At 67.0% G+C, this 13631-nt stretch carries 4 protein-coding genes and 1 pseudogene; all 5 read left to right on the top strand.

The genetic code is table 11. The features are described 5' to 3' along the window. The first annotated feature begins 57 nt into the window (after positions 1–57). The gene (locus tag Acor_RS40905; protein ID WP_155342137.1) at positions 58–4350 is read left to right on the top strand and encodes an nSTAND1 domain-containing NTPase; all 4293 of its coding nucleotides are present in this window, start codon (positions 58–60) and stop codon (positions 4348–4350) included. A 116-nt stretch (positions 4351–4466) separates the two neighbouring features. Next, complete coding sequence (locus tag Acor_RS43880) at positions 4467–5375, top strand: hypothetical protein (protein ID WP_218034813.1); 909 nt, start codon at positions 4467–4469, stop codon at positions 5373–5375. 1007 nt (positions 5376–6382) lie between these two features. Next, positions 6383–12517 carry an RHS repeat-associated core domain-containing protein gene (locus Acor_RS40895; RefSeq protein ID WP_170317355.1) on the top strand — a complete coding sequence of 2045 codons (6135 nt, stop codon included), beginning with the start codon at positions 6383–6385 and terminating at the stop codon, positions 12515–12517. Further along, entirely contained in the window at positions 12514–12798 is a 285-nt protein-coding gene (locus Acor_RS40890; RefSeq protein ID WP_155342135.1) for a hypothetical protein, read from the top strand. Before Acor_RS40895 ends, Acor_RS40890 begins: the two co-directional genes overlap by 4 nt. Before the next feature lie 439 nt (positions 12799–13237). After that, positions 13238–13450 (top strand): annotated as a pseudogene (locus Acor_RS46595) (transposase family protein); the annotation flags it as partial. Positions 13451–13631 lie beyond the last annotated feature (181 nt).

Here is a 13631-nt window from a genome sequence, read left to right as displayed (position 1 = left end):
GCTCAAATGTGATACTTCGCCAGACGTGGCACCGGCACCAAGGAGAAGTTCGCAGCGGTGGAAGATCTTCGTGAACGCATGCGCGAAGGTGTCCGTGGGTGGGTCCGATTCGCGGCGCATCATGGTCAGCTCGGCGTGGACGGAACCCGCCTTTTCGCGCACAAGGTGCGCGACGCCGCCCCCATCGCGCTCCTCGCGGGGTTCAGCGCCGGCGCGTTCGTCCCGCTGCTCCAGGCGTCGACGGGGGCGGTCTCTGAACTGGTCGGCGGTCTGGGAACCAATGTCCTCAGCGACATGATCGTCCGAGGTGCCGACACCCTGCGCGCGCGGAACGGCGGAGCCGTCCCGGACGCGTTGCAAACCCAACGGGAGCTGTCGGCCCTCCTGGAGGAGGCGTTGAGCGCCGGCGACGAACACGCCGAGTCGCTGCGCGCGGAGATCGCCACGGTCCTGCGCGAGATCGACGCCTCCGGGACGGCGTTGCGCGAGGCCGTGCGAATAGAGGGGCGGCAGTTGGGCTCGCAGATCGCTGCGGTCTTCGTCGAACTGCGCGACACCTTTGGCGAATTCGCATTCCTCCTTGGTGGGCTGGAGCAGTCGATCGTCGAGATCCAGCGCGGCCTGCGCAACCAGGAACTGGAACATCGCGCCGACCGGGCGGAGATTCGGCGGCAGACGGCCGACCTGGGCCACATCCGCGCCGAACTCGCAGTTATCAGGAGGCAGACCGCTCCGGACAGCAGCGGGCCTGCCAGCGACCTCCCGGGTGCCGACGTGTGCCCGTACCGGGGATTGCTGCCCTTTGGCGTGGAGCACGCCGAAGTGTTCTACGGCCGGGAGCAGACCACCTTCGACCTGGTCGCCATGCTGGGCGAGCGGCTAGGCGGTGTAGGCATGCTCCTGGTCAGTGGTGCCTCGGGCGTGGGCAAATCCTCCCTTCTCCGCGCGGGGCTGCTTCCCGCACTGGCGGATGGCGCGCTGGGCCTACCAGGATCCGAACAATGGCCCCGGGTGGTCATGACCCCCACCTCAGCCCCTCTGGGAGAGCTGGCCGTGCACCTGGCAGGTCTGCTCGGGACCGACGCCGTCAGTCTGCGCCGCGCGCTCGTCGACGCCCCCGACCAGGCCCACGTGCTCTTCCGCCAGGCCGCCCAGGCGCACGCGGACGACGCGGACGACGCGCCCCGGCTGGTTCTCGTCGTCGACCAGTTCGAGGAGGTCTTCACCCTCGCGGCCGACCGGGCCGACCGAAAGGACACCGCCGAAGCCTTCGTCACGCTGCTGCGCGCCGTCGCCGAGACGCCGTGCGGGCCGAAGGGGCAGCCCGCCGCGCTGGTGGTCATCGGAGTACGGGGGGACTTCTGGGATCGCTGCGCCGCCCTGCCCGACCTCATCGACGTCATGCGGGACGGTGTCTTCATCCTCAGCCCGCTGCTGGAGTTCGAGCTGCGCCGGGCCATCTCCGGACCGGCCGAACGCGCGGGCCTGACGCTGGCCGACGGCCTGATCGACACCATCCTCAGCGACCTGCGCTCCAACGACACCATCGCGTGGGACCGGCCGACCGGGCTTGGCGTGCTGCCGCTGGTCTCCCAGGCGATGCTGACCACGTGGGAGTGGCGGGAAGGGCGGCGGCTGACGATCCGCGGCTACGGCAAGGGCGGCGGAGTGGCACTCGCCGTGCAGTCCAGCGCGGAGGAGGCCTACGCGAAACTGACCGACCGTCAGCGGGAAACCGCCCGGGAGGTGTTCCACCACTTGACGACCGTGTCCGCGGACGGCCAGCCCAGCGGGCGCCGCGTGCCCCGCGAGGAACTCCAGGGTGAAGACCACATGGAGGACGTGCTGTCGGCGTTCGCGGAAAGGCGCATCGTCGTCTTGCGGGAGTCGACCGTCGAGGTCGCCCACGACATCCTCTTCCTCGCCTGGCCCCGGCTGCGCGAATGGCTGCACGACGACCAGAACGACCGTGTCGTGTACAGCAGGCTGGTCACCGACGCCGAGGCGTGGGCCAAGGGAGACAGGGACCCGTCCTTCCTCTATCGCGGCGCCCGGCTCGTCGCGGTGGAACAGGCCCGCCCAAGGTGGGAACGCTATCCGCCGCTCTCGGCGGGGGCCACGGAGTTCCTGAGCGCGGCCAGGCGGGCCGGGAACCGGTCGGCCCGATGGCGCGGCCTGGTCGCGGGCGCGCTCGTGGTCCTCGCGATCGCCGCCGTGGGCACCGCGCTCGTGGCGCGATCGGACAGCCGCGACGCCCTGTCCCGGGAACTCGCGACCAAGGCCGAGGTCGTCCGGAGCGCCGACATAACCGTCGCCCGCCTGCTGGCCACGGCGGCATGGGACATCTCACCCACCGACGAGGCCCGTCGCAGCATGCTCAGCACGCTGTTGACCCCCGACGGGGGCACCATCGGCGGGGGCTCCCCATCGTTCACCGCTGCGACCCAGAGCTCGGACGGGAAGATCATCGCCTTGGCCGACGCGCCGGACCATTCCATCCAGCTCTATGACGCGATCACGCGTAAACCGCTCGGCTCTCCGCTCAAGGGCCACGCCGGCCTGGTCACCGGCCTGGTCTTCAATCACGCCGGAGATCTGCTGGCCAGCAGTAGTTATGACGGCACTCTGCGACTGTGGCGGCTGTCCGGCGCGCAGGCGACCTTCTTCGGATCCGTCGGCAAACGGAACCCGCCCGACATATCGGGATACGACGAGAAGATCGCCTTCAGTCGGGACGGAAAGATCATGGCTGTCGGCGACAGCCGCCAGGGAGCCGTCTGGTTGTGGGACATCAGGAAAGGCCGTGCCCTGGGTGATCCCATCTGGTCGGGGAAGCCGGTGGACATCTGCGATCTGGACTTCAGCCCCGATGGGAAGACACTCGCCGTTGGGGAGCGTCAGGCGGAAGCGCTCTACGTCCGGCTGTGGGATGTGACCGCACGCCGCTACATCGGAGCTCCCATCGCCAAGCACAACGGCCCGGGGTGCCCGCAGGCATTCAGTCCGGACGGCCGGACGATCGCCATCGGCCTCGGCGATGGTGACGGCGGCATCCGGCTCGTCGACGTGGACACGCGCAAGCAGATCCGCGAGGTGAAGACCGACAACAGCATGGGCCTGAACGACCTCGTCTTCACCCCTGACGGCACGGGCGTCATCGCGACCGGAAGCCAGAGCACCGGGCTCTGGAGCGTGCCCGACCTGCGCCCCATCAGCGAACCGCTGTCTGCCGCAGGCGCTCTCAGCCTCGGCCCCGATGGGCACACTCTCCTCCTCAGCGCCTATTCCGGGCTGCGGATCTTGAATCTGAACATCGCCCGTGAGGTCGCTCCGCAGACGCCGGCCGAGGACGAGGTGATCGACCTGGCCTTCAGCCCCGACGGCCGGACCTTGGCCACGCAGGGTGCCGATGACATGGTCCGCTTCTGGGACACACAGAAACGCGAAACCCTCGGCAGGCCTCTGAAAGTGGCTGCCAACAACCCGATGAAATCCGAGTGTTACGAGGACGGGATGGCGTTCAGCTCTGAGGGCGATCTCCTCGCCACCACCGACGGGCGTGGCGCGACCATATGGGAGGTCGAGACCCGGCGCCGGGTCATGTCTCCGTTCAAAGAGCACCAGGGTTCTGTGGATGGGGTGGACTTCAGCCCTGACGGGGCCATGCTCGCCGTCGGGAACGACGACAATTCCGTCCGGCTCTGGGATGTCGCGAGCGGCCGTCGGGTCGGCAAACGCTTGATCGGTCACACCGACGGCATCACGAAGGTCGTCTACGGCCCGAACGACGGAGCGGTCCTCGCAACGGGCAGCGACGACGGGACGGCCCGCCTGTGGGATGCCGCGTCGCGGCAAGAGGTCGTTCCTCCGCTCACTGGCCACAACGAGAGCGTGACCGAGTTGGCGTTCAGCCCCGACGGCGCGATCCTGGCGACGGCGAGCCTCGCGGACCGGACCATCAGGTTGTGGGACACCTCCACGGGTGACCAGATCGGCGACCCTCTCACCGGTCACACTGAAGGAGTGTGCGAAGTGGCGTTCAGCCCCAACGGCAGGACACTCGCTTCCACCGGGCTCGACGGGACGACCCGGCTGTGGGACGTGGACACCCGCAGTGCCGTGGGAGATCCCTTCACTGGCCACACCGGCGGCGTTTATGCCGTGGCCTTCAATCCTGACGGCACGACCATGGTGACCGGTGGCAACGACAAGACGATCAAATGGTGGGGCGTCGCCTTGCCCGAAGACCCGTTCACATCCGCCTGTCTCTTCGCCGGCCGATCTCTCACGCCGGAAGAATGGCGGCAGTACATCCCTGGTGAGACGTACCGGGATATATGCCCTCAATAACCGGCCGCGCTTGATCTGCCTGTGGGGTGCGGAAACTCAGCTGCCAGGGTTGACTTGGGAGTTCGTGGCTTGAGCATGATGAGGTCTCGGGCATCCTGCTGACGGTGTCGTGGTCCTTGCTCTACCTCATCCTCGGGCGTGTCTTTCAGCTTCTGGTCCTGCTGGGCCGCAGTGATCGGGCCAAGACGGCCGAGATCGTGGTGCTTCGCCATCAGGTCGCCGTATTGCGCCGTCAGGTGAACCGGCCTGATCTCCAGCCGGTGGATCGGGTCGTGCTCGCGGCCTTGTCGCGGCTGCTTCCCCGCTCGTCGCTGGATGTCTTCTTCGTCACCCCCGCGACGTTGTTGCGCTGGCACCGCGCCTTGGTCACGCGCCGGTGGACCTACCCACCCAAACGCCCAGGTCGTCCCTCTACACGCGCGGACATCCGGGAGGCGGTGTTGCGCCTGGCCCGGGAGAATCCTACGTGGGGCTACCAGCGCATCAGCGGCGAACTGGTCGGCATCGGCCTTCGGGTACCGCCCAGCACCGTACGCGACATCCTCAAAAGATCTCGGACACCGAACGCGCCGACATCGACCAGGCAGTGGCCACCGTCCGCCGTCATCGCGCGGTCCACCTGGGCATGCCCTCGCGCCGGGCCCCAGCCCGACCACCTTGCCGATGCCCGCACCCCGGAGGGAACAGTCCGCATGACAGCAGTCAGCACGCCCTCCACGCCAGCGGCGGCTTCGCCACGGACCGACGCGATGATGAAGGGCCGCCAAGCCGATTCCGCCCGCCGCCAGCGGGTCATCGCCGCCCTTGACCAAGCCCGCAGCCATGGCACCGAAATCAGCGTGTCGGCTATCGCCCGGGCCGCCGCCGTGGACCGTAGTTTCCTCTACCGCCACCGCGATCTACTCCAGCAGCTCCAGGTGTTGGAAGCCGCTCCACCCGGCACCGGCCAGGGCACCGGTCCCGCCGTCACCCGCGCGTCGCTCCAAGCCGATCTCTCGCCGCTCACGAACGCGCCATCCGCCTGAGCACCCGCATCCAGCAGCTCGAACGCCGACTCTCCGAAGCACTCGGTGAACAAGCCTGGCGAGAATCCGGACTCGGCGCAGTCCCCGATGCCGACGCTCTCGCCCAGCAGATCGCTCATCTGGAACAGCAAGTCATCGATCTACGGTTGCGACTCGACGAACGCGACGAGGACCTCGCCGCAGCGCGGGCCGCCAACCGCGAACTCATGGCCCAGCTCAACGCCACACAACGCCGTCGATGACACACCGTGTGTCATCGACGCGCAACACCTGTTGCGGACGGTAACGTCTCTGCTAACAGCCTATGAGCTGCACAAACGCGCGTGAGATATGCGCTGGTGCCCAGGCTGCCCCCCGGAGAACATCCGAGATGTTACTTTCCGTGAGGATGCCTCGGTGATCAGGACCGGCTCCAGACCCCGTCTGATGGCCACTCTCCGTAACACCGTGATCGGGTTGATCCGTCAATCCGGGAATCGGAGGATCGCTGCCACCATCCGCAAGGTCAAACACGATCCGGCCCTGCTCCTGGCCCTGCTGGGCCTCGGACCTCACCCGGAATGGGCACCTGACCAGCGATGAAGACTTTGCGGTCACCCTGACTCACATGCCGCTTGAACGCACGGATGGAATTTTCGGCAGGGACAGTGCTGAAGCGCACCGGAAGTGGTCTCCAAAACCCCAGCTCACACCCACTCGTAGGAGCGGTCCATTTCAGTGTGTGACGAAAATCACAGACCAGAGAATATAACTGATCGGCGACTTAACGAATCCGTCTGACGAGACGTACTGACATGCGTCAATACACCTGCGCGAACGCGGTCTGTATGTGGAAATATCCATTCTCGTAAGTTGACCGGATTCCCAGCCTGAATAACGATGCGCCTTGATCGCTCTCTCTCAGCAATTGACGCCAAGGCCTCCCGTCGAGGCCCGCGTCGCCATGCCTGCGAAGGGATCACGATATGGGCTTACCAGGCAATCGGCGGGGATTCACGATTGTGGCGGTGGGAATCGCGGGAGCGGTTCTGATCTCCGGGGTCGGGGTTCCCGAGGGGATGACGCGGCAAGCCGCCGCGGCGACCAGGACGCAAGAGCCGGAACCCTCGGTGCAAGGCAAGGCCGTACCTCATGTCAAGCCGACGAAGGGGGCGGAGGACTCCCAGCCGAAGCCCGTCAAGCGCGACCCGGTCTGGCCGAAGGCGGACAGCGCCGAAGTGGAGGTGTCCCGATCCTTCGCCCGCGTCGGGGACCTGCCGGTCAGGGTGGCGGGTCAGAGCGGCCGGATCAGAGTCGAGACGCTGCCCGGCGAGGTCGTCCGCGGCCTGGGCGGGATCGGGCTCGGCGTTCGACTGAGCCAGGCCGACCCAGCGGTCGGCCAAGCCGATCTTCGCATCGAACTGTCCTATGCGGGATTCAAGGACTCATTCGGCGGGAACCTCGCCGGGCGGCTGCGGCTGCTCCGGCTGCCCGCGTGCGTGGCGGCGATCCCGCGCCCACCGGACTGTCAGGCGCGCCCCCAGGAGGTCAAGGCGGTCAACGACCTCGGCTCCGGCACGCTCGTCGCCGACATCAAGGCGTCCTCCGGGATCATCACCACGCGGGTACGGCCCGGCAGACCGGCCATCGGGGCCGAAAAGACCACGGTCACCTCCAAGAGCTCCCCGTCGGCGGCCGTCTACCTGCTATCCGCCGGCCTGGCCAGCGCTGACGGCAACTTCGGCGCGACCGACCTGAAGCCCGCCGGCACCTGGCAGGCCGGGACTTCGGGCGGCGCGTTCTCCTACGATCTGCCCATTCCTGAACCGCCCTCTCCCGGCGGAAACGGGCCCAATCTCTCGCTCGGCTACAACGCCTCCTCGATCGACGGCCAGGGCGACTGGACCAACAACCAATCGGGCGTCGTCGGCGCGGGCTGGGATCTCAGCAGCGGGTTCATCGAGCGCCGCTACCGCCGTTGCGCCGTGGACTACTTCTACGACGAGGAAGGGAACCAGATCTGGCTGGCCCAGCAGGTGGATGGAGGCGAGGCGCTGTGCTGGGAGTCGCCCGATCTGAACGACGGCGACTCCACGACCAACGACCTGACCCAGTCGGAGCTCGTGCTCAATGTGGGCGGGCGATCGGCGCAGATCGTCAAGGATCGTACCTCCGGGGCATACAAGACGGTTCCCGACCTGGGGTGGAAGCTGGAGCTGCTCACCGGGGCCGCGAGCGGGCAGGACTACTGGCGGGCGCAGTCGTCCGAGGGGGAGGTGTACCGGCTCGGGTACACGCGTGACTCTTCCTGGCAGGTGCCCTACGTCGGTAACAACTTCGGCGAGCCGTGCTCCGACCGGTACTGGGCCGATTTCTCGCCGCCCACCTGCACCGGGGTGTGGCGCTGGAACCTCGACCAGGAGATCGACCGCAACGAGAACGTCATCGACTACAGCTACAACCGGGAACCGAACAATCTGTGCTTCCCCTCCTGTCTCCACGAGGTGGTCTATCCCCTCACCTACGACCGCGGCGGGTTCCTCTCGCAGCTACGGTGGGGGCACAACATGCAGGTCGCGGGCAGCGTGCCGACCGCGCGAATGACCTTCACCACGGCTGACCGGGGCGGCACCGACGTGCCGGGCGACCTGCGCTGCGACACCGCGAGCGGCTGCTCGAACTCCTCCATCGCGTTCTTCTCCACCCGGAAGATCGGATCGATCCTCACCGAGTCGGTCAACCCCACCTCCTCGGCGTGGGATCCCGTGAACCGGCTCGACTTCACGCACAGCTGGGTCTACACGCGCGACGACTTCGGTCCGTACGACCCGGTGCTCTGGCTCGACACCGTCCAGCAGACGGGCCTGGCCGGAGGCACGATCAAACTGCCACCGGTCGACTTCGACGCGGTGATGCTGGCCGGAAAGATGGTCTACGACGACTTGTCCGAATGGGACGACCTCCTGTCGTGGCGCATGGTCCCGCGCGTCGGGGCCATCGGCAACGGGATGGGTGGACGGATCGAGGTCCAGTACGCGCAGAACAACCCGTGCTCGGGCGGCAACGGGCGAAACGGAAGCAACTACTTCAACGACCACGCAGGGGACTGCTACAAGCTCGACCAGTCGATCCCGGGCAACGAGGCCTGGACCGTCTACTACAAGCAGCTGGTCAGCAAGGTCACCGAGAAGGACCTGGTCACCGGGTCGCCCGACATGGTGACCGCGTACGAGTACATCGGCTCGCCCGGGTGGGCCTCGCCGCTCGCCTACGGTGACCCCTTCTACGCGCCCGCGCTCACCGACTGGCGGGGCTATGCCGGAGTGCGGACCATCGAGGGCTCGGGAACCGACCCGTCGCAGTATTCGGTGAAGACCCGGACCTTCCTGCGCGGCATGGGCGGGACCGTCACTGACTTCGAGGGCGGCACCGTCACCGACGCGCGGGCACTGCAGGGGCAGTTGCTTCAGGAGCAGACCTGGCAGATGACCGGCTACAGCCCGCGCACCTACGAGGAGGAGAGATCGACCCGGCAGGAGTACACGATCACGGTGACCGGGAACGGCCCCGGAGTGCAGGATCCGGCGTTCGTACTGCCGACCCGGGAGCGTACCCGGGAGCGGGTGACCGGCGGGAGTTGGCGCTGGACCGAGAGTCGCACTGTCTACAACGCCGACGGCCTGCCCACCCGGACCAACGACTACGGTGACACCTCGACCGCCACCGACAACTCCTGTTCGACGTTCACCTACGCCCGCAACACCGCCGGCGGCACGTGGATGACCAACTACCCGTCGGTGATCGAGCGCCGCTCCGGAGACGGCTGCACGACCGGTACTCTGGTCGGCAAGAACATTCGCTTGTACGACGGCGGCACCGACCCGGCGACCAACGCCCCGAGCGACGGCAACGTCACCGAGACCCGGGAGTACGTCACGGCGGCCACCTTCGCCACGACGAAAGCCGCCTTCGACAACTACGGGCGCGGTATCTCCCAGATCGACCCGCTGAATAAGACCACCACCATGCAGTACCTCCCCGCGGTGGGCTGGCCGAGCGGCGGCCTGAAGACGACCAACCCGCTCGGCCACATCACGACGACCAAGGCGTCCCACCTCACCGGCAAGGCCATCTCGGTCGTCGATCCCAACAACGGCGTCTTCGAGATCGACTACGACGCGCTTGGCCGTACAACCACGTTCTGGGGCCTGGGTGAGCCGCGTAGCGGCGGAACCCCGTCGGCGACGGTCGCCTACGACATCCCGTTCAACGGCGCGCTCGGCCAGCCCACGGGTCCGGCGAAGACAACGATCCTCCGGCTGCTCTCCGGTTCCACCTATGTGAGCCACACCGGTTACGAGGACGGCCACGGGCGCGACCGCGAGCAGCAGATGGAGTCCCCCGCAGGGGGGCGAATAGTGACAATCACGGCATACGACAGCAGGGGGCTGCCTGCGGTCTCCAGTAATCCGGTGCATAACATGGCAGCGGCGGGTAGCGGCCTGCTCAACCCCGCTTTCACCGATCTCCCACAATGGGCCAAGACCGTCTACGACGGTCTAGAACGCCCGACGGCGGTCATCAACTACCACCTCGGCTCCGAACTACGCCGCACCACCACCGCCTACCCCGGCGCTGACCGCATCGAGACGACGCCCCCGGTCGGCGGCAAGACGGCGAACGTCCTGGACGCCTACGGTCAGCGGATCAAGGTCGAGGAGTGGAAGGACGGCCTCACCCACCACGACACCACCTACGCCTACGACCTGACCGGGCGGGTGACCGGCTCGACCGACGCCAAGGGCAACGTCAGGATCTTCGGCTATGACCTGCTCGGCCGCAACACCACCGCGACCGACCCCGACTCAGGCTCGTCCAGCATCGGGTACGACGCCGCCGGACGTGTGCTGTTCACCATTGACGGTAACGGGACCAAGATCTCCAGCACTTACGACGACCTCGGCCGCAGGACGAGCCAATGGTCGGGTGAGGCCGTAACCGGCACCAAGCTCACCGAATGGGTCTACGACACCCTCGCCAAGGGCAAGCTGACCTCCGCGACCCGGCTTGTGAGCGGCAACGCCTACGTCGACACGGTCACCGCCTACGACAGCTACTACCGGCCGACCGCCACCAAGCGCACCATCCCCGCCGTCGAGGGCGCCCTGGCGGGCGACTACGTGTTCAGCGCCGCCTACGACCGGTCCGGCAACCTGACCCAGCAGGGTATGCCCGCCGCAGGCGGCCTCCCAGCCGAGGTGGTCAGTTTCGGATACACCAGTGTGGGCCTCCCCAAGTCGCTGACCTCCGATCTCGGCGGCGGCACCACCTACGTCAACGACACCCTCCATTCGCCGAGCGCCCAACTGCTGGAGCGCTGGTACGGTGCGTCCGCGCAGGTCAAGCGCGCCTATACCTGGGATGACGAGACCGGCTGGCTGACCAGGATGACCACGACGGCCAAAGCCGACACCGCCAGCCCGGTGACGGCCCAGGACGACCAGTTCTCCTACAACGCGGCGGGCGAGATCACCCGCGTGCTCGACACTCCCGGCGCCCAGTCGGAGTGCTTCTCCTACGACGGCCTGCACCGCCTGGTCGGGGCCTTCACCACCACGGGCGCCACCTGCGCCACCGGCTCCGACAGCGGTGGCGTGGATCCTTACGCCCAGGCCTACGCCTACGACGCGGTCGGCAATATCACCACGCTGACCAGCAGCGGCCAAGCCGCCACCTACACCTACCCGACCGGAACCCGGCCCAACGGGGTCACCGCCATCGCCCGGCCGACCGGCAATGACACATACAGCTACAACACGGCGGGCCAGCTGGTGAGCCGGAACGTCGGCGGACAGGCGGGCACCTTCGAGTGGAACGACCTTGGCGAACTCAGCCAGGTGACGCTCGGCGGCCAGGCCACCTCGATGGTCTACGACGCCGGCGGCGAGCGGGTGATCCGCCGTGAGCCGGGCGGCGCCACCACGCTCTACCTCGGCGGCATGGAGCTGCGGCTGTCCGGAGGCACGGTGACGGCCAAGCGGTACTACGCCGGCGCCGACGGAACCCTGGTGGCCATGCGGGACGGTGGCGGCGTCACCTGGATGCTGACGGGCCTGCACGGAAGCCAGCAGATCGCCATCGACGACGCCACCGGAACGGTCAGCCGGGAACGCTACCTGCCCTTCGGGCAGCGGCGGGGAGCCGACGATCTGCCTGGAACCGACCGCGGCTGGCTGGGCAAGACCGAGGACGCGTCCACCGGGCTCGTCTACCTGTCGGCGCGCCACTATGACCCAGCCATCGCACGCTTCATCAGCACCGATCCGCTGCTCGACGCCCGCCGCCCCCAATGGGGCAACCCGTACTCGTACGCGGGCAACAACCCGATCGGCCTGTCCGACCCCAGCGGCCTGGCGGTCGATGGCTGCGGCAACGGCTCGGGGCGGATGGACTGCCCGAAGTCGGGTCCGTCGCTGATACCGACGCCGAGCCCCCAGCCCAAACCGAAGCCGAAGCCGACCCCGAAGGCGACGCCGAGCCCGACCCCGGGCGAGGATATGAACGCCTTCCACCAGTGGTGCGAGAAGAACGGGTGGAACAACTGCCCGCGAAGCAAGTCGGTCCTCAACCTCGTCTACGACCTGTTCGTCGCGGACTTCGTCAAATGCAGCAAGGGCGACGTCGGCTCGTGCTTCTGGGCGTTCGCCGGCGTGGTGACCGCCGGTTTCGGCAAGGCGGCCAAGGGTGTGGCGCTGGCCAGCAAGGCGAAGTACCGGAAGGGCTCCAACCTCGCCAGGAACGGCAGCAACGGCGCCCGCGGCGTCAGGCTGGCGATGACGATGGCCAACGTTCAGATGGTCGCGAACAAATACGGGATCGACCTCCAAAACGTTAGGATCATCATCGATAAGAACCACCGAGGCGGATACGCCGGCAGCACTTCGTCGAAACAGGTGATCACTCTGCGAAACGGCGCGTTCAAGAACGAGGAAGAGCTGGCCAGAACGCTGGCCCACGAACGCTTCCACGTCCAGCAACTGCGCGACGGGATGGGCTATCCCGCCGATTATGACGCGGGGAATATCTGGGAGACGCAGGCCGAGGAGTTCGAGAACTTATGGTGGGATAACCATCCACTCAATCCGAAGAACCAGCGGTCATGACCTATCAGAAATGGCTCGCCGAATACGACCGGGCCTATGCCGATCCACTTTCCGTGGGAGAGCAGGAATGCCCGCACTGCGCAGCCAGGCGGCTGAACCTCGTGTTCGTCCAGGACACTCGATACTTGGAGAAGGGCCGCCCGATCTTCTGGTGCGGAAACTGCCTGAAGGGCATCTTCTTCGGCCGGGTCGAGTATCCCGAGAACGCGAAGGTCATCACTGAGGAAGCCGAGCGAACCGAACGGCCCATCCCCAACTTCCGGGTCATCCCCCCGGATTAGGGCCCTCGGGTATCAGCGGGCCCCTGTTCTCACAGGGGCCCGCTCCCCCGTGAACTTTGAGGCGATCCGGTAGCGGGTGCTCGAGGTCGTCCCAGGCTGCGGAGCTGGCAGTGCCTGGCGCTTCGGTCACCTAGATATCAGGGCGATTTCGAAGTCGCCTGCTTGGGGTATCTGGGATCTTGCGTCCGATTCGTTGGATATCGCAGAGCGTGACGATCGGAGCCCAGATATGGGGATGACCTTCTGTACGGGATCATGGGAGTTCTCTACGCTCACCCACCCGCAAGAAGGTCATCGGTGTCAGTCTCGCATGCTGTCGTACCCGGAATCGAGTCGCCCGCGCTGGAAGGCGACACTGAGCACGGCCAGGGCGCCGACACCGGGCCGATACACGGGCTGCTGGCAATGCTCGCGCAGGTGAGCGACCCCGCGGGACCCGCGTGGGATACGGCATTCACTCACCGCGGTACTGGCGGTCGCGGTCATCACCACCTTGAGCGGTGCGAAGAACCACCGGGAGATGGGTGACCACGCCGCTGACCTGCCACAGGACCTGTTATGGCTGGCCGGAGCCCGCTTCTGCCCCTCCCATGGCCGATATCGCGCCCCCAGCGGCAGCACCCTGTATCGCGTCCTGACCAGCCTGGATGCCGCGGAACTGGACCTGCGGATCGGGCATGGCTACGCGAGTTCGCCGCAGGCAGCCCGGCCGAGTGGGTGGTCGCGCTGGATGGCAAGGTCCTGCGCGGTGCCTGGGACGAGAATGGCATGCTCCCCCTGTTCTCCGCGATGCCGCACACCCACGGCACCGTGTAGGGCTCAAGAACTCGATT

Origin of the sequence: Acrocarpospora corrugata (assembly GCF_009687845.1) — a bacterium.
GTDB lineage: Bacteria > Actinomycetota > Actinomycetes > Streptosporangiales > Streptosporangiaceae > Acrocarpospora > Acrocarpospora corrugata.
The sequence above is the reverse complement of the archived record's forward strand: the minus strand, read 5'-3'. Positions and strand labels throughout refer to the sequence as shown.